Source organism: Aerosticca soli (genome assembly GCF_003967035.1).
Lineage (GTDB): Bacteria > Pseudomonadota > Gammaproteobacteria > Xanthomonadales > Rhodanobacteraceae > Aerosticca > Aerosticca soli.
Map to the genome: position 1 here is coordinate 1,471,004 of NZ_AP018560.1, position 24,082 is coordinate 1,495,085.

23 protein-coding genes are annotated in these 24,082 nt (G+C 68.8%); 5 read left to right on the forward strand and 18 right to left on the reverse strand.

Translation table 11 applies throughout. The annotated features are described in order from the left end of the window. Nucleotides 1-25: 25 nt before the first annotated feature. Nucleotides 26-1,837 carry a DEAD/DEAH box helicase gene (locus ALSL_RS06935; RefSeq protein ID WP_126537729.1) on the forward strand — a complete coding sequence of 604 codons (1,812 nt, stop codon included), beginning with the start codon at nt 26-28 and terminating at the stop codon, nt 1,835-1,837. Nucleotides 1,838-1,873: 36 nt separating this feature from the next. Here ALSL_RS06935 and cysC read toward each other — a convergent pair whose 3' ends face one another. The 10 genes from cysC to ALSL_RS06985 all read right to left on the reverse strand — a co-directional run bounded on the left by cysC (nt 1,874) and on the right by ALSL_RS06985 (nt 11,866). Next, nucleotides 1,874-3,712, reverse strand: coding sequence for an adenylyl-sulfate kinase (cysC, locus tag ALSL_RS06940; protein WP_126537731.1), 1,839 nt, complete (start codon nt 3,710-3,712; stop codon nt 1,874-1,876). Further along, nucleotides 3,712-4,608 (reverse strand): sulfate adenylyltransferase subunit CysD, encoded by an 897-nt coding sequence (cysD, locus tag ALSL_RS06945; RefSeq protein WP_231700184.1) that lies wholly within the window; start codon nt 4,606-4,608, stop codon nt 3,712-3,714. The genes cysC and cysD overlap by 1 nt, the downstream gene beginning before the upstream one ends. Nucleotides 4,609-4,699: 91 nt before the next feature. Then, complete coding sequence (locus ALSL_RS06950) at nt 4,700-5,053, reverse strand: PilZ domain-containing protein (protein ID WP_126537733.1); 354 nt, start codon at nt 5,051-5,053, stop codon at nt 4,700-4,702. Between the two features lie 76 nt (nt 5,054-5,129). Further along, nucleotides 5,130-6,047, reverse strand: coding sequence for a PIG-L deacetylase family protein (locus ALSL_RS06955; protein WP_126537735.1), 918 nt, complete (start codon nt 6,045-6,047; stop codon nt 5,130-5,132). Nucleotides 6,048-6,080: 33 nt separating this feature from the next. Further along, nucleotides 6,081-7,340: an aminotransferase class V-fold PLP-dependent enzyme gene (locus ALSL_RS06960; protein ID WP_126537737.1), complete on the reverse strand. Its 1,260-nt coding sequence runs from the start codon at nt 7,338-7,340 to the stop codon at nt 6,081-6,083. Continuing rightward, on the reverse strand, nt 7,337-8,650 hold the full coding sequence (sufD, locus tag ALSL_RS06965; protein ID WP_126537739.1) for a Fe-S cluster assembly protein SufD: 1,314 nt from the start codon (nt 8,648-8,650) through the stop codon (nt 7,337-7,339). The genes ALSL_RS06960 and sufD overlap by 4 nt, the downstream gene beginning before the upstream one ends. Then, the gene (gene sufC, locus ALSL_RS06970; RefSeq protein ID WP_126540089.1) at nt 8,647-9,414 is read right to left on the reverse strand and encodes a Fe-S cluster assembly ATPase SufC; all 768 of its coding nucleotides are present in this window, start codon (nt 9,412-9,414) and stop codon (nt 8,647-8,649) included. Before sufC ends, sufD begins: the two co-directional genes overlap by 4 nt. 24 nt (nt 9,415-9,438) lie before the next feature. Further along, on the reverse strand, nt 9,439-9,939 hold the full coding sequence (locus tag ALSL_RS06975) for a GNAT family N-acetyltransferase (protein WP_126537741.1): 501 nt from the start codon (nt 9,937-9,939) through the stop codon (nt 9,439-9,441). Beyond that, complete coding sequence (gene sufB / locus ALSL_RS06980; RefSeq protein WP_126537743.1) at nt 9,936-11,408, reverse strand: Fe-S cluster assembly protein SufB; 1,473 nt, start codon at nt 11,406-11,408, stop codon at nt 9,936-9,938. The genes ALSL_RS06975 and sufB overlap by 4 nt, the downstream gene beginning before the upstream one ends. Next, the gene (locus ALSL_RS06985) at nt 11,405-11,866 is read right to left on the reverse strand and encodes an SUF system Fe-S cluster assembly regulator (protein ID WP_126537745.1); all 462 of its coding nucleotides are present in this window, start codon (nt 11,864-11,866) and stop codon (nt 11,405-11,407) included. The genes sufB and ALSL_RS06985 overlap by 4 nt, the downstream gene beginning before the upstream one ends. A gap of 221 nt (nt 11,867-12,087) precedes the next feature. On the opposite strand from ALSL_RS06985, the gene ALSL_RS06990 reads away from it, so the two are divergent. Together ALSL_RS06990 and ALSL_RS06995 are read left to right on the forward strand one after the other, a co-directional pair. After that, nucleotides 12,088-12,426: a P-II family nitrogen regulator gene (locus tag ALSL_RS06990; RefSeq protein ID WP_126537747.1), complete on the forward strand. Its 339-nt coding sequence runs from the start codon at nt 12,088-12,090 to the stop codon at nt 12,424-12,426. A 1-nt stretch (nt 12,427) separates the two neighbouring features. After that, on the forward strand, nt 12,428-13,777 hold the full coding sequence (locus ALSL_RS06995) for an ammonium transporter (RefSeq protein ID WP_126537749.1): 1,350 nt from the start codon (nt 12,428-12,430) through the stop codon (nt 13,775-13,777). A gap of 34 nt (nt 13,778-13,811) precedes the next feature. Here the strand turns inward: ALSL_RS06995 and ALSL_RS07000 are convergent, their stop codons facing one another. Continuing rightward, on the reverse strand, nt 13,812-15,086 hold the full coding sequence (locus ALSL_RS07000; RefSeq protein WP_126537751.1) for a nucleotide sugar dehydrogenase: 1,275 nt from the start codon (nt 15,084-15,086) through the stop codon (nt 13,812-13,814). Between the two features lie 96 nt (nt 15,087-15,182). Here ALSL_RS07000 and ALSL_RS07005 point away from each other — a divergent pair, with 96 nt between their 5' ends. Together ALSL_RS07005 and murU are read left to right on the forward strand one after the other, a co-directional pair. Beyond that, complete coding sequence (locus ALSL_RS07005) at nt 15,183-16,193, forward strand: aminoglycoside phosphotransferase family protein (protein WP_126537753.1); 1,011 nt, start codon at nt 15,183-15,185, stop codon at nt 16,191-16,193. Further along, entirely contained in the window at nt 16,190-16,870 is a 681-nt protein-coding gene (murU, locus tag ALSL_RS07010) for an N-acetylmuramate alpha-1-phosphate uridylyltransferase MurU (protein ID WP_126537755.1), read from the forward strand. The genes ALSL_RS07005 and murU overlap by 4 nt, the downstream gene beginning before the upstream one ends. Nucleotides 16,871-16,877: 7 nt before the next feature. On the opposite strand, the gene motB is transcribed toward murU, so the two are convergent. From motB to purE, 7 genes are all read right to left on the reverse strand, one after another. Further along, nucleotides 16,878-17,873: a flagellar motor protein MotB gene (gene motB, locus ALSL_RS07015; RefSeq protein ID WP_126537757.1), complete on the reverse strand. Its 996-nt coding sequence runs from the start codon at nt 17,871-17,873 to the stop codon at nt 16,878-16,880. Next, nucleotides 17,870-18,742: a flagellar motor stator protein MotA gene (gene motA, locus ALSL_RS07020; RefSeq protein WP_126537759.1), complete on the reverse strand. Its 873-nt coding sequence runs from the start codon at nt 18,740-18,742 to the stop codon at nt 17,870-17,872. Before motA ends, motB begins: the two co-directional genes overlap by 4 nt. A 123-nt stretch (nt 18,743-18,865) precedes the next feature. Beyond that, the gene (gene secF, locus ALSL_RS07025) at nt 18,866-19,822 is read right to left on the reverse strand and encodes a protein translocase subunit SecF (RefSeq protein WP_126537761.1); all 957 of its coding nucleotides are present in this window, start codon (nt 19,820-19,822) and stop codon (nt 18,866-18,868) included. Nucleotides 19,823-19,838: 16 nt separating this feature from the next. Continuing rightward, the gene (gene secD, locus ALSL_RS07030) at nt 19,839-21,722 is read right to left on the reverse strand and encodes a protein translocase subunit SecD (protein WP_126537763.1); all 1,884 of its coding nucleotides are present in this window, start codon (nt 21,720-21,722) and stop codon (nt 19,839-19,841) included. Between the two features lie 241 nt (nt 21,723-21,963). Next, entirely contained in the window at nt 21,964-22,296 is a 333-nt protein-coding gene (yajC, locus tag ALSL_RS07035; RefSeq protein ID WP_126537765.1) for a preprotein translocase subunit YajC, read from the reverse strand. Nucleotides 22,297-22,402: 106 nt separating this feature from the next. Then, nucleotides 22,403-23,563 carry a 5-(carboxyamino)imidazole ribonucleotide synthase gene (locus ALSL_RS07040; protein ID WP_126537767.1) on the reverse strand — a complete coding sequence of 387 codons (1,161 nt, stop codon included), beginning with the start codon at nt 23,561-23,563 and terminating at the stop codon, nt 22,403-22,405. After that, nucleotides 23,560-24,060, reverse strand: coding sequence for a 5-(carboxyamino)imidazole ribonucleotide mutase (gene purE, locus ALSL_RS07045; protein WP_126537769.1), 501 nt, complete (start codon nt 24,058-24,060; stop codon nt 23,560-23,562). The genes ALSL_RS07040 and purE overlap by 4 nt, the downstream gene beginning before the upstream one ends. Nucleotides 24,061-24,082: the final 22 nt, after the last annotated feature.

The window sequence follows — 24,082 nt, forward strand, 5'->3', positions numbered from 1 at the left end:
CATGGCTTTTTTCGAGGCTTCCCCCATGACTTCCCCTGCTTCCGACTCATCCCTGGCCAGCGCCGGGTTCGCCGCGTTCGGCCTGAAGCCTGCGCTGCTGCAGGCACTGGCGGAGGTCGGCTATGAATCGCCCTCGCCGATCCAGGCCGCCACCCTACCGCCCCTGCTGGCGGGACGCGACGTGCTCGGCCAGGCGCAGACCGGCACCGGCAAGACCGCCGCCTTCGCCCTGCCCATCCTTTCGCGCATCGACCTCGACACGCGCAAGCCGCAAGCGCTGGTGCTCGCGCCGACCCGCGAGCTCGCCATCCAGGTCGCCGAGGCCTTTCAGCGCTACGCCGCGCATCTGTCCGGGCTGCAGGTGCTGCCGATCTACGGCGGTCAGAGTTACGGCCCCCAGCTCAACGCGCTGCGTCGCGGCGTGCAGGTGGTGGTGGGCACGCCGGGCCGGGTGATCGACCACCTCGAGCGCGGCACGCTGGACCTGGCCGAGCTCAAGTTCGTGGTGCTCGACGAAGCCGATGAAATGCTGCGCATGGGCTTCGTCGACGACGTCGAGAAAGTGCTGGAGGCGACCCCGCCGAACCGCCAGGTGGCGCTGTTTTCCGCCACCATGCCGGCGCCGATCCGCAAGATCGCGCAGAGGCACCTGAAGGATCCGGTGGAGGTGGCGATCAAGGCCGCCACCGCCACCGCCACCAACATCCGCCAGCGCTACTGGTGGGTGAGCGGCGTGCACAAGCTCGACGCGATGACGCGCATCCTCGAGGCCGAACCCTTCGACGCCATGATCGTGTTCGCGCGCACCAAGCAGGCCACCGAGGAACTGGCCGAGAAACTCGCCGCGCGCGGGTTCGCGGCCGCCGCGATCAACGGCGACATGGCCCAGCCGCAGCGCGAGCGGGTGATCCAGCAACTGCGCGAAGGCAAGCTCGACATCCTGGTCGCCACCGACGTCGCGGCCCGCGGGCTGGACGTGGAGCGCGTCAGCCATGTGCTCAACTACGACATCCCCTACGACACCGAAAGCTACGTGCACCGCATCGGCCGCACCGGCCGCGCGGGCCGCAGCGGCGAGGCGATCCTGTTCGTCACCCCGCGCGAGAAGGGCATGCTGCGCGCGATCGAGCGCGCCACCCGCCAGCCGATCGAGGAGATGAAACTGCCGACCGTGGAAGCGGTGAACGATCAGCGCATCGCCCGTTTCAAGCAGCGCATCAGCGACACCCTGGCCGCCGGCGGCCTGGAGCTGTTCCAGCGCCTGGTCGAGGAATACGAACAGGAGCACGACGTGCCGGCCCTGGAGATCGCCGCCGCGTTGGCGCGCATCGCCCAGGGCCGCCAGCCGCTGTTGCTCGATCCGCCGCCGCGGCGCGAACCGCGCGACACCGCCGCGCACGGCGAAGAGACGGAAGCGCACGGCCGGCGCGACCGCCCTTCACGCGAGCCGTCTCGGCGTGAGGCGGCGCGCCCGGCTCGGCCGCACGTCACCGAGGCGGGCAAGCGCACCTACCGGATCGAGGTCGGCCATCGGCACGGCGTCAAGCCCGGCAATATCATCGGCGCGATCGCCAACGAGGCCGGGCTGGAAAGCCAGCACATCGGCCGCCTCAGCATCCGCGAGGATTACAGCCTGATCGACCTGCCCGAAGGCATGCCCAAGGAGATCTTCGAGCATCTGCGTAAGGTCTGGGTGAGCCAGCAGCAACTGCGCATCAGTGCCTGGGATGGCGAGGACGAGAGCGGCGGCACGCGGCCGCCGCGCAAGGCAGGGCCGGCACGGCAGGGCGAGGGTCGTTCGCGCAAGCCCGGCAGGAAGCCGCCGTCGCGGCGCTGAAGCGTCCTGGCGCCGCGCGTGAAGCGGCGGCGCCGGTCAGTCCGCCCGGGTCTGCAGGGCAGCCACCTTGGCCAGCACCTCCTCGGCCAGCTGCTCCGCGCGGCGGCCCTCGGCATGCAGGTGCAATTCCGGCTGCAAGGGTGGCTCGTAGGGTGAATCGATGCCGGTGAAGTTGCGGATCTCGCCTGCGCGGGCCTTGCGGTAGAGACCCTTGGGATCGCGCCGCTCGCACTCGGCCAGCGGCGTATCGACGAAGATCTCGACGAACTCGCCCTCGGCGAAACGGCTGCGGGCGAATTCGCGCTCGCTGCGAAACGGCGAGATCACGCACACCAGCACGATCAGCCCGGCATCGACCATCAGAGCGGCCACCTCGGCGACGCGGCGCACGTTCTCCACCCGCGCCTCGGCAGTGAAGCCGAGATCGACGTTGAGCCCGTGGCGCAGGTTGTCCCCGTCCAGGAGATACGTGTGGAAGCCCTGCGCGGCGAGCCGGCGTTCGACCAGATTGGCGATGGTCGACTTGCCCGCGCCGGACAGGCCGGTGAACCACAGGCACAGCGGCTGCTGGCCCTTGGCCAGCGCGCGCATGGCCTTGTCCACGTCGGTGTGCTGCCAGTGGATGTTGCTGGCGCGGCGCAGCGCGAAATCGATCATGCCGGCGGCGACGGTGGCGTTGCTCTGGCGGTCGATCAGCACGAATCCGCCGAGCGTGCGATTGTCCGCATAGCGCTCGAACGGCACCGGCTGATCGATGTCGACGTTGCAGTAGCCGACTTCGTTGAGTTCCAGGCGCCGCGCGGCGAGCTCGGCCTGGGTGTTGACGTCGACCTTGTGCTTGATCGCGGTGACGCGTGCGTTGACCGTACGCGTGCCGAGACGCAGCAGATAACTGCGGTTGGGCAGCAGTGGCGCCTCGTCCATCCAGATCAGATGGCAGCCGAACTGGTCGGCGACCGGCGCCGGTTCGGCGGCACTGGCGATGACGTCGCCGCGGCTGGCGTCGACCTCGCGGTCCAGACACAGTGTGACCGCCTGGCCATGCGCAGCGGCGGCGAGATCGCCGTCGGCGGTGACGATGCGCGCCACCCGTGCGCGCTGCATGGCCGGCTGCACCACGACCTCGTCGCCGACGGCGACGCGTCCACCGCTCACCGTGCCGGCGTAACCGCGGAAATCGGCATCCGCACGATTGACCCACTGCACCGGCAGCCGGAACGCGCGCGGCGGCGCGGGCTCGGCCTCGGCGCTTTCCAGGAGTTCCAGCAGCGTGGGCCCCGTATACCAGGGCATCCGTGCCGAGTGCGCACCGACGTTGTCGCCGTCCGGCGCCACCACCGGTAGCGCGTGTATGGTTTCGATGCCGAGCCGCGCGGCGAGCGCCCGGTACGGCTCGACGATGGACGCATAGACGTCCGCGTCGAAACCGACCAGATCCATCTTGTTCACCGCCAGGATCACCTGGCGGATGCCCATCAACGCGCAGATGTAACTGTGCCGGCGGGTCTGCGCCAGCAGCCCCTTGCGCGCATCGACCAGCACCACCGCAAGCTCCGCCTGCGAGGCGCCGGTGGCCATGTTGCGGGTGTACTGCTCATGGCCGGGGCAGTCGGCGACGATGAAATGCCGGCGCATGGTGTGGAAGTAGCGCCAGGCGACGTCGATGGTGATGCCCTGCTCGCGCTCGGCCTCCAGGCCGTCGGTGAGCAGGGCGAAATCCAGCGACTCCTCGCCATGCAGACGACGGCTGTCGCGGCGCAGCGCGTCGAGTTGGTCCTCCAGCACCGCGCCGGCGTCGTACAGCAGCCTTCCAAGCAAGGTGCTCTTGCCGTCGTCGACGCTGCCGCAGGTGATGAAGCGAAGCCGTGCGGCCATCAGAAGTACCCTTCCTGTTTCTTGCGTTCCATCGAGTTGGTCGCGTTGTGGTCGATCAGCCGGCCCTGACGCTCGGAACTGCGCGAACGCTCCATCTCGTCGATGATCTTGTCCAGCGTGTCGGCCTGCGATTCGATCGCGCCGGTGAGCGGCCAGCAGCCGAGCGTGCGAAAGCGCACCCTGCGCCGCTCGACACGCTCGCCGGGTCGCGGCACGAAGCGCGCGTCCTCGGCCAGGATCCAGGTGCCGTCGCGCGCCACCACCGGGCGTTCGGCGGCGAAGTACAGCGGCACCACCTCGATGCCCTCGCGCCGGATGTAGCGCCACACGTCGAGTTCGGTCCAGTTGGAAAGCGGAAACACGCGCACGCTCTCGCCGGGCGAGAGGCGCGTGTTGTAGGCCTGCCACAACTCGGGCCGCTGGCGCTTGGGATCCCAGCGATGCTGCGCGTTGCGGAACGAGAACACGCGCTCCTTGGCGCGGGATTTTTCCTCGTCGCGGCGCGCGCCGCCGATCGCCGCATCGAAGCCGTACTTGTCCAGCGCCTGCTTGAGCGCCTGCGTCTTCATGATGTCGGTGTGCACCGCCGCGCCGTGCACCAGCGGCGAGATGCCCTGGCGCACGCCTTCCTCGTTGACGTGCACCAGCACTTCCACGTCGCCGCGGGCGGCGACGCGCTCGCGCAAGGCGATCATCTCGCGGAACTTCCATAGGGTATCCACGTGCAGCAGCGGCAGCGGCGGGCGCGCGGGGAAACTCGCCTTGCGCAGCAGGTGCAGCAGCACTTGCGAATCCTTGCCGAGGGAATAGAGCATCACCGGCTTTTGGAAGCTGGCGAACACTTCGCGCAGGATGTAGATGCTCTCGGCTTCGAGCAGGTCCAGGTGCTGGGTCATGGATTTCTTCAAGGTATGGCGCTCGGCGTCGCCAAGCGTGGCGATCCCCGCCCTTGGGCGATGAATCGCCCGGTCTTTCAGGGTGTGCGCGCTACATCGTATGGGTCGGCCGCTCGGCCGGGAAAGCACCGGCCAGCAGATTCTCGATCCGCTGGCGCGCGGCCTCGCCGTCGGGAGAGTCGGCGAAATGCACGCCGATGCCGGCCACCCGGTTGCCTTGCGCGCCGACCGGCGTCACCCACGCCACTTTGCCCGCCACCGACAGCCGTTCGGCCTCGTTGAGCAGCGTGACCAAGAGGACCACCTCATCGCCAAGGCTGTAACGCTGGGTCGTCGGCGCGAACAGCCCGCCGTTCTTCAAGAAAGGCATGTAGGCATTGTAGAGCGCGGCGGCATCGTTGAGCTTGAGCGACAAAATGCCCTGGCGGGCGGCGACGATGGACATGGAGGCTCCGGGCGATCAGGCGGGCTTTGGCATCGTAACGACGAAGTCCAGCAGCATGCAAAGCGACCGCGAGCGGTCAGAGCTCGGCCCAGCCCCAGAGGTCGAAGATCCACGGCGAAGGCAGGTTGGTGTGCAGCTTGACGAAGCGCGGCGCAGGGTCGTCGAGCTCGACTCGGGGGGGCGATCCCGCACGAAGCCGCGGCAGCGTCGACCATGGCACCGTGCGCAGGCCGGCGGGCGTGGCGATGGTCAGCCGCAGCCATGGCCCCAGCACCGGCGAGGGTCGCCAGGGCAGCACACCCGGCGCTGTCACCGGCGTGGTCGGCACGTAGCATTCGGTGCGCTCGATCAGTCGGCGCAGACGGCCGCCACTCAAGGCGAGCTGGGTGCGGTGACAAGCCAGCGCCCGCTCCTTTTGCGCCATGAAGGCCGCCGATGCCGGCACCTCGATGCGGGCGCCGGGCACGTCGCGCACGTGGACGGGATAGCCGAGCAGGGCCGGCGGTTCCTGCGTCCAGGCGGCCAGCGCCAGGCGCATCAGCACGTGGGCTGCGCCGTGGTCGGGATGACGGTCGGCAAGCGCCGGCAGCACGACGAGATCCGGGCGGAAATCCTTAAGCTCCCGCACCAAGGGCGTTCGCCAGAGCGCCGGCGCCAGGGCCAGCCGCGCCGTCAGGCCCATGTCCGGCCAGCCCAATGCCCGCCGTTCGCCCACCGGCACGCCGAGCAGGTCGAGCGCCGCATGCCATTCGTCTCGCCGACGACGCCCCCAGCGGGCGCGGTCGGCGGGGCCGATGCGCAGGCGCCGCTCCAGCCAGCGCTGCGGCCAGGGATTGGCGTCGCCGTCGGTCAGCAGCAGCACGCGCACGGTCCCGCCGGCGGCTTGGACGCGCTGGATCAGACCGGCGGCGGCGAGTGTCTCGTCATCCGGATGCGGAGCGACGATCAGCACGCGCCGGTGGTCCTCCGGCCGAAACGTCGATGGGTCGATCATGGCCGGCGTCGTCGAAAAACGGGCAAAGGCGCCTCACAGCAGCAGTTTGCGCACCTTGCGCAGCGCCTCGACGAAGGCATCGACCTCCTCGAGCGTGTTGTAGAAGGCGAGCGAGGCGCGCAGCGTAGCCGGCACGCCGAAGAATTGCATCAAGGGATGGGCGCAATGATGGCCCGAACGCACGGCCACGCCTTCGAGGTCGAGCAGGGTGGCAAGGTCGGTGGCCTGCGTGCCTTCGATCAGGAAGGAGATTACCGGCTCTTTTTCCCTTGCCTCGCCGAAGAGGCGCAGGCCGGGCAGCTCACGAAGCCGCTCGGTCGCGTAGGCGAGCAGGCGCTGTTCCCACGACCGCATCGCGGCGAAGCCGAGACCGGCGTAGTAATCCAGCGCCGCGCCGATGCCGGCGAAACCGGCGATGTTGGGCGTGCCGGCCTCGAAGCGGTGCGGCGGGTCGGCGAAGACAGTGCCGGAGAAGCGCACCTCGCGGATCATCTCGCCACCGCCGAAGAACGGCTCCATCGCGGCCAGATGCTCGCGCCTGGCCCACAGCGCGCCGGTGCCGGTCGGCGCCAGCATCTTGTGGCCGGTGAAGGCATAGAAATCGCAGCCCAGCGCCTGCACGTCGACGGGCCGGTGCGGCACCGCCTGCGAGCCGTCGACCAGCAGCGGAATGCCGCGGCGCCGGCATTCGCGCGCCAGTTTGCGCACCGGGTTGACGGTGCCGAGCACGTTGGACACGTGCGCCACGCAGGCGAGTTTCACCTCGGGTGTGAGCAGGTCGATGAAGCGTTCGACGATCAGCTCGCCACGCGCATCGATCGGCGCGGCCTTCACCGTCGCGCCGGTGCGCGCGGTGACGAGCTGCCACGGCACGATGTTGGCGTGGTGCTCCATCGTCGTGGTGAGGATCGCGTCGCCGGCTTTCAGCCTCGGCAGTGCGTAACTGTAGGCGACCAGGTTGATCGCCTGGGTGGCGCCGGAGGTGAGCACGAGCTCGTCGCGCGATGGCGCATGGATGTGTTGCGCCAGCCGGTCGCGCGCCCCCTCGTAAAGCTCGGTGGCTTCCTCGCCGAGCGTGTGCACCGCCCGCGAGACGTTGGCGTTGTGCTCGCGATAGAACGCATCCACCGCCTCGATCACGCCGCGCGGTTTCTGGCTGGTATTGGCGTTGTCGAAGTAGATGAGCGGCTTGCCGTGCACGCTGCGCTCGAGCAGAGGGAAATCCGCGCGCACGCGCATCACGTCGAAACCCGACTCGCCTGCCGTGGCGACAGGCCGGGACGGCGGGCTCATGTCTCGTCACCGCGGCGCAGATGGGCGGCCAGCAAGGCCGCGAGGCGCTCGCGCCAGTCGGCCGGTTCGAGATCCGCGAACATCGCCGCGCAAAACGCCTCGGTCAGCATGGATCTTGCCTGGGAGAGCGGGATGCCGCGGGCGCGCAGGTAGAACAGCGCACGCTCGTCGAGCTGGCCGACGGTGGCGCCGTGCGCGGCCTGGACCGCATCGGTGTAGATCTCCAGTTCCGGCCGGGTGTCGATCTCCGCCTGCGCCGACAGCAGCAGGTTCTTGCTGGTCAATGCGGCATTGGCGCCGTCCGCGCCCGGATCGACGATGATCGAACCGCGGAATACGCCCCTGCCCCGCGCACCCGCCACGCCGCGCCAGTCGGACGAGGACACGGTCTCGCGGCCGGCATGCCGGATGGCCAGTTCGCTGTCCACGTGCTGGCGACCGTGCGGGGCGAACACGCCGCGGTTGTCGAACCGCGCCCGCTCGCCGTGCAGAATCGCCTGCACGTCGTGCCGGACGAGCGCCCCGCCGAGCTCCAGTACATGACAGCGCACCTGCGCGTCGGCAGCCAGGTCGAGCCGTTCGCGACGGATCAGCGTCGCCTTGCCGGGCGCGGTCTGCACCTGCAGGTGATCGAGCCGGGCACCGGTGCCCAGACGCAGGTCGCCGACCGACGTGGCGAGGTAGTCGCCCGCATCCTCGCCCAGATGGCGCTCGATCAAAGTGAGCGCCGAACCCTCGCCGAGCTCGATGACATGGCGCAGGTGCCAGGTGCACGCGGTCGCCGCCGGCGCGCCGATGAAGATCAGCTGCACCGGCGCCGGTACGCGCACACCGGCGTCCACGCGCAACACCGCGCCATCGGCGGCGAAGGCGGCATTGAGCCGGTCGAAGGCGTCGCCCGCCTCGCGGTAACGGCGCTCCAGCACGAACCGCAACGGCTCGGGGTCCTCGTGCAGCGCGCGGGTGAGCGGACGCAGGCTCACGCCCTCGGGCAAGTCGTCGTGCTGAGAAAGATCGGCACGATAGACGCCGTTGACGAAGACCAGACGCGGCCCCTCGGCCTGCGGCCAGGCCAGGGATGCGGCCGCCACCGGGCGCTCTGCCGCCTCATCGTCGCCGACTGCATAGCGGCGCTGGGCCAGCGCGTGCAGGGCGGTGTAGCGCCAGTTCTCGTCCCGGGTGTCGGGCAAGCCTCGGGCGGCGAAGGCCTCCAGATGCTCGCGTCGCGCGGCGTCGAGCCAGGCCAGGCCGCTCCTCGGCAACGGCGCGGCCGACTGCGAGTCGACGAAGGGAACGCTCGGACGGTTCATGCCCCTGCCCCGGCCGGCTCGCCGCGCTCGGCCACCCAGGCGTAGCCCTGCGCTTCGAGTTTGTGCGCCAGCTGCTTGTCGCCACTCTGGACGATGCGCCCGTCGATCATCACATGCACGAAATCGGGCTCGATGTAGTCGAGCAGGCGCTGGTAATGGGTCACGACGATGAACGAGCGCACCGGTGCGCGCAGCGCGTTCACCCCGGCGGCGACCTGGCGCAGCGCGTCGATGTCCAGGCCCGAGTCGATCTCATCGAGGATGCCGAGCTTGGGCTCGAGCACCGCCATCTGGAAGATCTCGTTGCGTTTTTTCTCGCCGCCGGAAAAACCCTCGTTCACCGCGCGATGCAGCAGTTCCTCGGAGATGCGCATCACCTTGAGCTTCTCGCGCACCAGCTTGAGGAACTGCATGGCGTCGAGCTCCGGCTCGCCGCGCGCCTTGCGCTGCGCATTGAGCGCGGCGCGCAGGAAATAGGTGTTGTTCACGCCGGGGATCTCGACCGGATACTGGAAGGCCAGGAACACGCCGGCGGCGGCACGCTCTTCCGGCGTCATCGCCAGCAGGTCGCGGCCTTCGAAGGTGACCGAGCCGGCGGTCACCTCGTAGCCCTCACGCCCGGCGAGCACCGCGCCCAGCGTGGACTTGCCCGCGCCGTTGGGGCCCATGATGGCGTGCACCTCGCCTGCGTCCACGACGAGATTCAGCCCTTTGAGGATGTCCTTGCCTTCGATGCGGACGTGCAGGTTTTCGATCTTCAGCATTGCCATGTTCTGTTCCTTGTCGACTCAGGCGTCCGCCAGCTTTTTCAACGCGTCACCCTCGAGGCGACAGCCGAGCCACTCCGGCGTCAGTTGCGCGCCGAGCGATTGATAGAATTGGATCGCAGGCGTGTTCCAGTCGAGCACCGACCACTGGAAGCGCGCCAGCCCTTCCGCCGCGCAACGCCTGGCAAGAGTCACGATCAGCGCCTTGCCGATGCCGCGGCCGCGCCATGCCGGCCGCACGAACAGATCCTCGAGATACACGCCGTGCCGGCCGCGGAAGGTCGAATAGTTGTAGAACCACAGCGCGAAGCCGGCGAGCTCGCCCTGCCACTGTGCGATTTCGGCGAATACGCGCGGATTGGTCCCGAACAGGTCGCGCTCGATATCCGCGGGCGTCGCGTCCACTTCATGGCGAAGTTTTTCGTAGTCGGCCAATTCGCCGATCAGTGCGTGGATCGCAACCGCGTCTTGCGGCCGCGCCGGACGGATCACGAGCTCGGTTTCAAGAGACGCCCCGCTCATCCCACCGCGCCTTCTAACGAGACTTCGAGCAGTTTCTTCGCCTCCACCGCGAACTCCATCGGCAGCTCGCGGAACACCTCGCGGCAAAAGCCGTCGACGATCATCGACACCGCATCCTCCTCACCGATGCCGCGGCTGCGGCAGTAGAAGAGCTGCTCGTCGGAAATCTTCGAGGTGGTGGCCTCGTGTTCCACGATCGCATCCGGATGCCGCACCTCGATATAAGGGAAGGTGTGCGCACCGCAGTGCTTGCCGATCAGCAGGCTGTCGCACTGGGTGTGGTTGCGCGCGCCGGCGGCGCCGCGCTCGATACGCACCTGGCCACGGTAGCTGTTGCTGCTGCGCCCGGCGCTGATGCCCTTGGAGACGATCTTCGAGCGCGTGTCGCGGCCCAGGTGGATCATCTTGGTACCGGTGTCGGCCTGCTGGCGATGGTGGGTGAGCGCGACCGAATGGAACTCGCCCACCGAACGGTCGCCGCGCAGGATGCAGCTCGGGTATTTCCAGGTGATCGCCGAGCCGGTCTCGACCTGCGTCCAGGAAATCTTCGAGTCGTCGCCGCGACAGTCGCCGCGCTTGGTCACGAAGTTGTAGATGCCGCCGCGGCCTTCCTCGTCGCCCGGATACCAGTTCTGCACGGTGGAGTACTTGATCTGCGCGCGATCCAGCGCGACGAGCTCCACCACCGCCGCGTGCAGCTGGTTCTCGTCGCGCATCGGCGCGGTGCAGCCTTCCAGGTACGACACGTAGCTGTCCTCTTCCGCGATGATCAGCGTGCGCTCGAACTGGCCGGTGTGTCCGGCGTTGATGCGGAAGTAAGTGGAAAGCTCCATCGGGCAGCGCACGCCCTTCGGGATGAACACGAACGAGCCGTCGGAGAACACCGCGGCGTTGAGCGCGGCGAAGTAGTTGTCGCGCGGCGGCACCACGCTGCCCAGATAGCGGCGCACCAGTTCGGGATGTTCGCGGATCGCCTCGCTCATCGAGCAGAAGATCACGCCCGCCTCGGCCAGCTCCTTGCGGAAGGTGGTGCCGACCGAGACCGAATCGAACACCGCGTCCACCGCCACGCCGGCCAGCCGCGCGCGCTCGTGCAGCGGCACGCCGAGCTTGTCGTAGGTTTCCAGCAGTTTCGGATCGACCTCGTCGAGCGATTTGGGCCGGTTCTTGGGCGCGGCGTAGTAGCTGATCGCCTGGAAGTCGATCGGCGCGATGGAAAGCTTCGCCCAGTGCGGCATCGGCATGGCGAGCCACTGCCGGTAGGCGGCCAGGCGCCAGTCGGTCATCCAGGCCGGCTCGCCCTTGCGCGCGGAAAGCTCGCGGATGATTTCTTCGGACAGGCCCGGCGGCAAGCTGTCAGTCTCGATCTCGGTGACGAAGCCCGCCGCATAGCGACGGCCGAGCGCCTCGAGGATCTCCTCGTTGCCCTGGGTGGTGTCGGTGACGGGAACATGTGGATCGGAAGTCATGGCGCGGTTCCGGAATGAGGGCGGCGGCCGATGTCGGCGATCGCCACGGCGGTGACGGGCGGGGCGAGCATGTCATCCAGGTGCATGGCGCGCAGCGTGGATTCGACCGCCCGATGGATGCGCCGCCAGCCCGCTTGCACCGGGCAGCCCGGTTCGCGCAGGCACTGGCCGTCGGCCTGGCTGCATTCGGTCATGCCGAGCGGCCCTTCCACGGCCTCGACGATCTCGGCCACGCTGATCTGCCGGGCCGGCCGCGCCAACCGGTAGCCGCCGTTGCTGCCGCGGAACGAAGCGACCAGCCCGGCCTGCCCCAGCACCTTGAGCAGCTTGCCCACGGTGGGCTGCTCCAGCCGAGTCTCCTCGGCGATCTGCGCCGCGCTCAGCACGCTGCCCGGATGGCTGGCCAGGCAGGTCATCACCATGGTGGCGTAATCGACGAGACGGCTGACGCGCAGCATCGCAATGGCCCGGGAAGCCCACAAAATCAAGACCAAAATGGTACGGATTGCGGGCGGCGCGGTCAAATCGCAGGAATTGCACCAATCGTGCGCGGCCCATGCACCGTCGCGAGGCGAAAGCTGGCCTCGCGCAATGCAGCACCAGCGGCCAGCGGCGTCCGCAGGCCCATGGCACGCATCGTGCTGTATCGCAGCAACACCAGCGAAGGGAGGGCCGCCCGATGAAGTGGATCACCGCGGTGATCAAGCCGTTCAAGCTCGACGAAGTGCGCGAGGCATTGGCCGAAGTCGGCGTGCAGGGCATGACCGTGACCGAGGTCAAGGGATTCGGCCGTCAGCACGGCCATACCGAGCTCTATCGCGGCGCCGAGTACGTGGTCGATTTCCTGCCCAAACTCAAGATCGAGATCGCCGTCACCGATGCGCAGGTCGAGCAGGCGGTGGAAGCGATCGGCAACGCCGCGCGCACGGGCAAGGTGGGCGACGGCAAGGTGTTCGTCTCGGCCCTGGAACAGGTCGTTCGTATCCGCACGCAGGAGGTCGACGCCGATGCGCTGTGAGATGAAGCGTTCGAGTGTGGGGAACCGCCGCACGCCGGCGCGCGTCGCGCTGCTGTGCGGCCTGTCCGGGCTGTCCATGGCCGCGCACGCGCAAGGCACGCCGCCACCGACGCTCAACAGCGGCGACACCGCCTGGATGCTCACCGCCACCATGCTGGTGCTGTTGATGACCATCCCCGGCCTGGCGCTGTTCTACGGCGGCATGGTGCGGGCGAAGAACCTGCTGTCGGTGCTGATGCAGTGCTTCGCCATCACCGCGCTGGTGTCGGTGCTGTGGCTAGTGTACGGCTATTCGGCCGCATTCAGCACCACCGGCATGCAGGCCGGTCACGTGGGTTGGCATTCGATCGTCGGCGCGCTGGACCGGGTGTTCCTCGCCGGCATGAAGCCGGACACGCTCTACAACACCGTGCCGGAAAGCGTGTTCGCCATGTTCCAGCTCACCTTCGCGATCATCACCCCCGCGCTGATCGTGGGCGCGTTCGCCGAGCGGATGAAGTTCAGCGCGCTGCTCTGGTTCAGCGGCCTGTGGCTGACGGTCGTCTACCTGCCGATGGCGCACATGGTGTGGAGCGGCGCCGGCTCGCTGCTCGGCGACCTCGGCGTGCTGGATTTCGCCGGCGGCACCGTGGTGCACATCAATGCCGGCATCGCGGGTCTGGTCGCGTGTCTGGTGATCGGCAAGCGCAAGGGCTACCCCACCACGCCGATGCCGCCGCACAACCTCGGCTACACCGTGGTCGGCGGCAGCCTGCTGTGGCTGGGCTGGTTCGGCTTCAATGCCGGCTCGGCGGTGGCCGCCAACGGCAGCGCCGGCATGGCCATGCTGGTGACGCAGATCGCCACCGCCGGCGCCGCGCTCGGCTGGATGACGGTGGAATGGGCCCTGCATGGCCGTCCGAGCGTGCTCGGCATCGTCTCCGGCGCAGTGGCGGGACTGGTCGCGATCACGCCGGCCGCCGGCACCGCCGGCCCCGGCGGCGCGCTGGTGCTCGGCATCGTCGCCGGCGCGGTGTGCTTCTTCAGCGCGACCCGCCTGAAGCGGCGACTGGGCTATGACGACTCGCTCGACGTGTTCGGCGTGCACGCGGTGGCCGGCATCCTGGGCGGCCTGCTCACCGGACCGCTGGCCTCGCCGGCGCTGGGCGGCTTCAACGCCGCGGTGACCTCGCCGATGGCGCAGCTGTGGATCCAGGCCAAGGGCGTCGGCTTCACCATCGTCTGGAGCGGCGTGCTGAGCCTGGTCCTGCTCAAGCTGATCGACTGGACCATCGGCCTGCGCGTCACCGAGGAGCAGGAACTGATGGGGCTGGACCTCGCCCTGCACGAGGAACGCGCCTACAACCTGTGAGGGTTCGCCCCGGACCCGCCGCGGGTCCGGGGCTTCACAGCCGCTCGTCCACGGCCGCGCTGGGCAGCACGGCCTTGACGTCATAGAGCACCGCGCCCGGCTTGCCGAAGGCGCGGATACGCTCGGCCCCCATGGCCTGAAACTCGCGATGTGCGACCGCGACGATCAGCGCATCGTAGACGCCCGCGGGTATCTCCGCGAGCAGTCGCAGGTGGCATGTCCGCTCCGCTTCCGCCGCATCTGCCCAGGGATCGTAGACGTCCACCTGCGCGCCGGCGGCGGCCAGTTCGCGCACGATGTCGACGACCCGCGTGTTGCGTAGGTCCGGACAGTTCTCCTTGAAGGCGAGCCCGAGCACCAGCACGCGCGCGCCGGCGATCGCCCGCCCCCGCTCGCTCATCAAGCGGATCACGCGGTCGGCCACGTAGGTGCCCATGCGGCTGTTGATGCGGCGCGCGGCGAGGATCAGCTCCGGGTGATAACCGGTGACCTCGGCCTTGTGGGTGAGGTAGTAAGGATCGACGCCGATGCAGTGGCCGCCGACCAGCCCCGGGCGAAACGGCAGGAAGTTCCATTTGGTGCCCGCCGCCTCGAGCACTTCCAGGGTGTCGATGCCGAGCCGCTGGAAGATCAGCGCCAGCTCGTTGACCAGGGCGATGTTGACGTCGCGCTGCACGTTCTCGATCACCTTGGCCGCCTCGGCGACGCGGATGGAAGAGGTCTTGAAGGTGCCGGCGCGGATGATGGTGCGGTAGAGCGCATCGACCCGTTCGGCCGTCTCGGGCGTGGAGCCGGAGGTGAGCTTGACGATGTCGGTCACCCGCCGCGCGTGGTCGCCGGGGTTGATCCGTTCCGGGCTGTAGCCGCAGAAGAAATCGCGGTTGAAGACCAGCCCCGAGGCCTCCTCCAGCACCGGCACGCACACTTCCTCGGTGGTGCCGGGATAGACGGTGGACTCGAACACCACGAGGTCGCCGGGGGCGAGCATGCGTCCGAGCAGGCGGCAGGCCGAAAGCAGCGGCGTGAGATCCGGGCGCTGCGCCTCGTCGATCGGTGTCGGCACGGTGACGATGTAGACGTTGCAGTCGCGAAGATCCTCTGGCGAGGCGCTGAGCCTGAGACGCCCGGCGGCGGCAAGCTCCGCGTCAGGGACCTCGCGGGTGCGATCGTGGCCGCGGGCAAGCTCGGCGATCCGGTCGGGATCGATGTCGAAGCCCACGGTGTCGAAATGCCGGCCGAACGCCGCGGCCAGCGGCAGGCCGACATATCCGAGTCCGAGGATGCCAAGGCGCGGCGGGGAGGCGAGCATGTCGGGATGCACTTTGACCAAGAGAAGGCTCGCAAGGTTACCGAAAAAGCCCACCCGGCTAAGCTTGAGGGTCTGCCGTGCCGAGATTGCCCGCCGATGACCTTCCCTGCCGACCGCACCGATCCCCGTCTGGCCTTCGCCCGCCGCGCCTTGCGCGATCCCGCCGCCATGCTGGAGCCGATCGCCGGCGATGCCAGCCTGCGCAGCTACTGGCGCGTGCACGCTGACGGCAGGCACTGCTTGGTGATGGATGCCCCGCCCGACCAGGAAGACCTGCGCCCCTGGCTCACGATCCGCGAGCGGCTGGCCGCGGCCGGCCTGCGCGTGCCGGCGGTGTATGCCCAAGACCTCGCCGCCGGCTTCCTGCTGATCGAGGATCTCGGCCCCCGGCTTTATCTCGACGCGCTCGATGAAACCAGCGCCGACGCGCTCTACGACGATGCCCTGGACGCCCTGTTCGTCATGCAGACCCGCGTCGAACACCGCGACCTGCCGCCGTTCGATTGGCCAATGCTGGTGCAGGGCCTCGAAGTGATGCCCGAGTGGTTCCTGCGCCGGCACCTGGGCCACACGCCTTCCTGCGCCGAATGGGACGTGCTGGAGGCGGCCTTCGACGTGATCGTGCGCAATGCGCTGGAACAGCCGCGCCGCTTCGTGCACCGCGACTACCACAGCCGCAACCTGCTGGTGGTCAGCGAGAACAATCCCGGCATCATCGACTTCCAGGGCGCACGCTCCGGGTCGATCACCTACGACCTCGCCTCGCTGCTGCGTGATGCCTATGTCGTCTGGCCACGCGAGCGCGTGGAAACATGGGCGGAGGGCTATCGGCGGCGCCTCGTCGCGGCCGGCGTCATCGACGCCGCGGTGGACGCGGCGCGCTTCCGGCGCTGGTTCGATCTGACCGGCCTGCATCGCCACGTGCGCGTGCTCGGCCAGTTCTATCGGCTGCATTACCGCGACGGCAAATCCGGCTATCTGCAGGATGTGCCGGCGGTCTATCGCTATGTCGTCGAAGTGGCCGCGCGCTATCCGGAGCTGGCCGATTTCGCCGCGCTGATCGAACGCCACGCCCAAGGCCGCAACCTCGCCGAGGCCGCGCCATGAGACACGCGCTGATCTTCGCCGCCGGCCGCGGCGAGCGCATGCGCCCGCTCACCGAGCGCACGCCCAAGCCGTTCCTGCCGGTGGGCGGCAAACCGCTGATCGTCTGGCACCTGGAAAAACTCGCCGCCGCCGACGTGCGCTACATCGTGATCAACACCTCGCACCTGGCCGAGCAGTTCGCGGAAACGCTCGGCGATGGCGCGCGCTGGGGCCTGCGCATCCGCTACGCCTACGAAGGCCCGGAGCCGCTGGAAACCGGCGGCGGCATGCGCAACGCGCTCGCCCTGCTCGGCGACGCGCCCTTCATCGCGGTCAGCGCCGACATCTGGAGCGACGTCGACTACGCCGTGCTGCCCGCCGAGCCGGTCGGTCTCGCGCATCTGCTGATGGTGCCCAACCCGCCCTGGTATGCCGAAGGCGACTTCGTGCTCGACGCCGACGGCCGCCTGCACGCGGATGGACCCGGCGAGCGGCTGACCTTCGCCAACATCGGCGTCTATCGGCCGGCATTCATCCGCGACCACGCCCCCGGATGCTTCAAGCTGCGTCCGCTCTTCGAACAGGCGATGCGCGAGGGTAAGGTCACTGGCGCCCGTCACCTCGGGCGCTGGCACAACGTGGGCACGCCCGCGCAGCTTACCGAACTGGATGCCAGGCTGCGAGCCGACCTCCGCTGAGGCCGGCTCAACGATTCACCGCGGCCGGCGCCTGCAGCGCGGCACCGGTGACCGTCGGCATGAGCGGCGGGGACGGCGCGCCGTTGGCCGGCGGCGAGGCCTTGTCGCCGGCATCCTCGCCGCCGGTCTCCTGCGCCCAGCTGGCCGCCTCGGCCTGCTGGGTCATCACGATGATGCTGATGCGCCGGTTGATCGGATCGCCGGGATGCGTCTTGTCGAAAGGCACCGAGGCGGCCAGACCGACCACCCGCGCCACCTTGTCCTCGGCAAGGCCGCCTTCCAGCAAGGCCCGGCGCGCCGCGTTGGCGCGGTCGGCCGAAAGCTCCCAGTTGCTGTAGTGGGCATCGTTGTAGGGCGCATCGTCGGTGTGCCCGGAGATGGCGATGCGGTTGGGCACGCGGTTGATGAAGGCGGCCAGCTCGCGCAGGATGGCCTGCGTATAGGGCTTGAGCTGCGCCTGGCCGGAATCGAACATCGGCCGGTTGAGTTTGTCGACGATCTGGATGCGCAGCCCTTCCGGCGTGATGTCGATCAGCAGCTGGTCCTTGAACGGCGCCAGCGCCTGGCTGCTCTGGATCGCCGCCTGCAACTGCTGCATCAGTTCGTCCAGCCGCGCGCGCTCGAGCTGGCGGGCATCCTTCTCGCTGACCTTGCGCTCCGCGCTGGCCGCACTGGCGCCCTGCTTGTCCTTGCCGGGCCCGCGCGGCAGATCCATCGCGCCGCCGAGCTTGATGAGGCTGTTGCTGGCGCCACCCGGTCCCATGCGCCCGGGCGGCGCCACGGTCGCGGTGCCCCGGGTCAGGCTGGGGTTCTTGAAATATTCCGAGATCGCCGCGCGCTGCTCGCGCGTGCCGGCGCCGACCAGCCACATCACCAGGAAGAACGCCATCATCGCGGTGACGAAGTCGGCATAGGCGACCTTCCAGGCGCCGCCGTGATGGCCATGGCCGCCACGGCGGACCTTGCGGATGACGATCGGCGTCTCCGGGGCCTCCTCGCTCATGCCGCCGCCCCGGCGCGGGCCTCGCCCTTGAGATGGTCCTCCAGATCCTGGAAGCTCGGCCGTTCACGCGCGGACAGTGCCTTGCGTGCGAACTCGACCGCCACCTTCGGGTTGTAGCCGCGCAGGCTGGCCATGAGCGCCACCTTCACGCACTCGAAGGCCTTGCCGTCCTCCTGCACCCGCGCCTCCATGGCCGACGCCAGCGGGCCGATGAAGCCGTAGCAGAGCAGGATGCCGAGGAAGGTGCCCACCAGCGCCCCGGCCACGTGCATGCCGATCCGGCTGGTGTCCTCCCCCAGCTGCGACATGGTGGTGACGATGCCCATGACCGCCGCCACGATGCCGAAGCCGGGCAAGGCATCGGCCATCTTCATCACGGCCGCCGCCGGCGCCTCGGCTTCGCGATGGTGGTTTTCCAGTTCCAGGTCGAGCAGTTGCTCGAGCTCGAACGGATTCATGTTGCCGCCGACGATCAGGCGCAGGCAGTCGGTGGTGAACTCGATCAGGTGGTGTTCGCGCACCAGCCGGGGGTAGGCGCTGAAGATCGAGCTGGACTGCGGATCCTCGATATGCGCCTCGAGCCCGAGCACGCCTTCCTTGCGGATCACGCCGAAGATGTCGTAGAGCATCGACAAGAGATCCACGTAGTCCTGGCGTCGATAGCGCGGCCCCTTGAGCAGGGCCAGCGCATCGTGCATCGCGGCCTTGACCACCTTGGGCGGATTGGCGGTGAGGAAGGCGCCAAACGCGCCGCCGGCGATGATCAGCAGCTCGTAGGGCTGCCACAGCGCGAGCAGCTGGCCGTGCGACAGCACGAAGCCGCCCAGCACGCAGGCCAGGACGACCAGAGAACCCACGATGACCAGCATGACACCCCCGCGACGGACGGCTCCAATGTCGCCTAGATCGGCGCGACCCGCCAGAAATTGAGCCGCCCGGCCACGCCTGCGGCAAGCTGCCGCGCACCCGGCGGCGCGGCAGCCCGGGGCGGCTCAGGGCCGCCGCGCGAGCTCGGGGTTTTCCCGCGTCTTCGGCATCAGATCCTGCTTGGAGACGCCGAGCCAGAGCAGGATCGGGCTGGCCACGAAGATCGAGGACAGCGTGCCGACCACGATGCCGATCAGCATGGTGACCGCGAAGCCATGCACCACCGGGCCGCCGATGAAGTACAGCGCGGCCATGGTGATGCCGGTGAACAGCGAGGTGATGATGGTGCGCGAGAGCGTGCTGTTGATCGAGCGGTTCAGGATCTCCTCCGGCTCGGCCTTGCGCGCCAGGCGAAACAGTTCGCGGATGCGGTCGAACACCACCACCTTGTCGTTGATCGAATAACCGATCACCGCCAGCACCGAAGCCAGCACGGTGAGGTCGAACTCGCGCCGCATCAGCGCGATCACGCCCAGCGTGATCAGCACGTCGTGCACCTCGGTCACCAGCGCGGCGATGGCGAAGCGCCGCTCGAAGCGGATCCATAGATACACGCCGATGCCGATGATGACGAAGATCGCGGCGACGATGCCGTCGCTGCGCAGTTCCTCGCCGACTTGCGGACTGACCGAAGACCGGCTCTTGAGCGTGACGTCCGGACGCGTCGACTTGAGCGCGGTGGTGACTTCGGTGGCCACCTTGTCGAGATTCACCCGGCCTTTTTCGTCCTTCATCGCCGCGGTGGGCTGCAGGCGGATCGATACCTCGCGGCTGCCGCCCAGGCTCTGCACCACCGCGTTTTCCATGCCGTGCGCGGCCAGCGCCTGGCGTACCTGACCGATGTCCACCGGCTGCTCGAAGGCCGCCTCGACCGCCACGCCGCCAGTGAAGTCGAGCCCGTAGTTGAGGCCGCGGGTGAACAGCAGCACGACCGAGGCCAGCATCAGCAAGGCGGCGATGCCGATGCTGATGCGCCGCATGCCGAGGAAGTTGACGTTGGCGTTGTGATTGAAGATTTCCATGGCGATTCCCCGGGCCTTACACCGACAGCGTCTTCAACTTGCGGTTGCCGTGGATCAGCGCGGTGATCGCGTGGGTCACGGTGACCGAGGTGAACATCGAGGTGAGGATGCCGATCAGCAGCGTGACGCCGAAACCCTTGATCGGTCCCGAACCCATGGTGGTGAGCGCCAGCGCGGCGATGAGGTGGGTGACGTTGGCATCCAGGATCGTCGCCCAGGCCTTGTCGTAGCCGGCGCGGATCGCCGCGTGCGGCGTCGAGCCGTTGCGCAGCTCCTCGCGGATGCGCTCGCAGATCAGCACGTTGGCGTCGATCGCCATGCCCAGGGTGAGCACGATGCCGGCGATGCCCGGCATGGTCAGCGTCACGCCGATCAGCGACATCACCGCCAGCAGCAGCACCAGGTTGAAGAACAGCGCGATGTCAGCTACCAGTCCGAACAGCTTGTAGTACACCGCCGCCGCGACCAGCACCAGGCCGAGGCCGATCATCACCGCGCGGAAACCCTTGCGGATGTTGTCCTGACCCAGGCTCGGGCCGATCACCTGTTCGGAGACGATGTCCATCGGCGCCGCCAGCGAGCCGCTCTTGAGCAGGAGCGCGAGTTCGGAGGCTTCCTTGGGGCTGCCCAGGCCGGTGGTCTGGAAGCGCTTGCCGAACACGCCCTGCACGGTGGCGTTGCTGATCACCTCCTCGGTGACGCGCGGCACGCGCACTTCCTTGCCGTCGACCACCTTGGTGTCGACCACGCGCTCGACATAGACCACCGCCATCGGCTTGCCGACGTTGGCGCTGGTGTAGTCGAGCATCTTTTTCGCACCGCTCGCGTTCAGGGTGACGTCCACCTTTGGCTGACCGGTGGTCGGATCGACGCCGGAGGCGGCATCCTCGAGCTCATCGCCGGTGACGATCACGCGCTTGCCCACCAGCACCGGCCGGTGCGAGCCGCGCATGGTGAGCAGCCGCTGATCCGGCGGCACGATGCCGGTGCGCGCGGCCTGCATCGCCAGCGCGCCGGTCGGATCCACGACGCCCGGGTGGTATTCCAGCGTGGCCTGCGCGCCGATGGTCTTCTTCGCCTCGGCCGGGTCCTGCACGCCGGCGAGTTGCACCACGATCTGGTTGTCGCCCTGCTTCTGGATGATCGGCTCGGACACGCCGAGCGCATTGATGCGGTTGCGCAGGGTGGCCAGGTTCTGGCTGACCGCGTCCTGCATCAGTGCGCGCAGCTTCTCCGGACGGATCGCCACGTTGAGCACGAAGCGATCGGCCGTGCTCGGCCCCTCGCTGACGGTGAGGTCGGGATACTCGGCGGCGATGGCTTCCGCGGCGGCGGCACGGTCGGCGGCCGAGCGCAACACCACGCTGATCGTCGCCTGCCCGGGCGTCGTCGCGGGAGTGACCGCGTCGTAACGGATGTTCTTCTGCCGCAGGAGGTCGCGGATGCCGTCGGCATAACCGTCGCGGCGCTTCTCGATCACCGCCTCCTGGTCGACCTCCATCAGGAAGTTGACGCCGCCCTGCAGATCCAGGCCGAGCGGCATCGCCCGCGCGCCGATCGCCGACAGCCAGCGCGGCGCGGTGGAAGTCAGATTGAGCGCCACCGTGTAGTCGTCCCCCACGGCAGCCTTGATGACGTCGGCCGCGCGCGCCTGCACGTCGGCGTTGTCGAACGACACGACCAGGTGCTCGCCCTCCAGCGCCAGAGTGCGCCAGGCGATGCCCTGTTTGGCCAGGGCGTCGGTGACCTTCTGCCGCAACGTGGCGTCCACGGAGGCGCCGTGGCTGGCGGCAACCTGGACGGAAGGCGCGGGCGGGAACGCATTGGGCAACGCGTAGACGATGCCGAGCAGCAGCACGACCGCGACCAGCACGTATTTCCAGCGTGGAAAGTCACTCATGGCATGGGTCCTGAAAAAATGCCGGCCATTCTTCGCGGAAATGTCCGGCTCGCTGCGGCTTGGGGCTCAGGCCCGCACCGCGTTCCATGAAAGTCCCGAGGATGCTGCGCGCGGCTCACCTGCCTGCGGCGGCACGCGGGCGAGCGGCGGCAGGCGCGAGCCATGCCGACGGCGGCGCCGTCCCCGGGAAAGGCGGCTCGGGCGCATCGTCGTCGCGTTCGAGCCGCATTTCCCGCCGCGCTCAGGCGGACTTGAGGCTGCCCTTGGGCAGCACCTGCGACACCGCGCTCTTTTGCAGCTTGACCTTGACGTTGGGCGCGATCTCGACGGTGACGAAGCTCTCGCCGACCTCCTCGACGCGGCCGGCGATGCCGCCCGTGGTCACCACCTCGTCGCCCTTGGACAGCGCCGAGAGCATGGCGCGGTGTTCCTTCTGCCGCTTCATCTGCGGGCGGATCATCATGAAATACATGAGACCGAACAGCACGATCAGCGGCAGGAAGGTCATCAGCGGATTGCCGGGCGCGGCGGCGGGCGCGGCCTGGGCCAGGATCAGGGGCATGGCAAGGTTCATGGCATCGTCTCGCAAAGCGGCCCCGTCGGCAGCCAAGGCCGGGGAGCCGGGTCAAAAAGGTCTTGGATTATGCCATGCGCCCACGGGCGGCGCGCAGCGTTGTGTGTCACCAGCGGGCGAGCTCGGCCAGCGCCGGCGCCGCCTGTGCCTGGCGTCCGAGCGCGCCGGCCAGCGCGTCCACCCGCGCGGCCAGGGTGGCGGCATCGGCCGCGCAGACGGTGGCATGCCCGACCTTGCGCCCCTCGCGCGGGGCCTTGCCGTAGTCGTGCCAGTGCGCATCGCTGGTGCGCAGCACGGGAGCGGGATCGGGTAACGCGCCGATCCAGTTGAACATCAGCGCCGGCCCGCGCGCGGCAGTGTCGCCGAGCGGCAGGCCGAGCACGCTGCGCACGTGGTTCTCGAATTGGCTGGTCAGCGCGCCCTCGATCGTCCAGTGCCCGGAGTTGTGCACGCGCGGGGCCATCTCGTTGCCGAGCAACTGCCCGTCCTTGAGGAACAGTTCCAACGCGAACACGCCGACGTAATCCAGGCGTTCGGCGAGGGTGCGCGCGAGCGCGCCGGCCTGCGCCTTCAGCGCGTCATCTGCCCGCGCCGGCGCCAGGCTCAGGCTGAGGACGCCCTGGTGATGCCAGTTGCGGGTCAGTGGCCAGGTACGCAGGTCGCCGTCGCGCCCGCGCACGGCCAGCACCGAGAGCTCGCCGTCGAACGGCACGAAGGCCTCGAGGATCAAGCCGTGCTGCGCGGCGGCTGCGCCGAGCACCGCCCAGGCGGCATCGGCGTCGGCGGCCGTGCGCAGGCGGAACTGGCCCTTGCCGTCGTAGCCCAGGCGCCGGGTCTTCAGGATCGCCGGCGTGCCGATCACTTCCAGCGCGAAGTCCAGGCCCCGGCGGGTGTCCACCGCCGCATAGGCCGGGGTGGCCAGCCCGCAGTCGCGGAACAGCGTTTTTTCGGCCAGCCGGTCCTGCGCCACCGCCAGCGCCTGGGGATTGGGAAACACCGCCACCCGGTCGGCGAGCCATTGCGCGGTTTCCGCGGGCACGTTCTCGAAGTCGAAGGTGACCACGTCCACCGCCTCGGCGAAGCGTGCCAGCGCGTCCTTGTCGGTCCAATCGGCCACGGTGAGCGCCGCCACCTGGCCGGCGCAGGCATCGGCGGCGCTATCCACCACCCGCGTCCTGACCCCGAGCGGCGCGGCAGCCAGGGCCAGCATGCGGGCGAGCTGGCCGCCGCCGAGGATGCCGAGGACCGGCTGCCGGTGCGCGCTCATGCGCGCGGATCCGGATGGGCGAGCACGGCCTCGCATTGACGGGCGCGGAAGGCGTCCAGCGCGACGGCCAGCGCAGGGTCGTGCAGGGCCAGCACCGCCGCGGCCAGCAGCGCGGCGTTCACCGCGCCGGCGCGGCCGATCGCCAGCGTGCCGACCGGAATGCCGGCCGGCATCTGCACGATCGAAAGCAGCGAATCCATGCCGTTGAGCGCCTTGGACTGGATCGGCACGCCGAACACCGGCAACCGGGTCTTGGCCGCCAGCATGCCCGGCAGGTGGGCGGCGCCGCCGGCACCGGCGACGATCACCTCGATGCCGCGCGCCACCGCCGCCTCGGCGTAGTCGAACAGGAGATCGGGTGTGCGATGGGCCGAAACCACCCGCACCTCGTGGGGCACGGACAGTTCCTCGAGCGTGGCGGCGGCGTGTTGCATGGTTTCCCAGTCCGAGCGCGATCCCATCACCACGCCGACCCGTGCATTGGCTGCTGCCGTCATGACTTTCCAGCCTGAAAAAAGG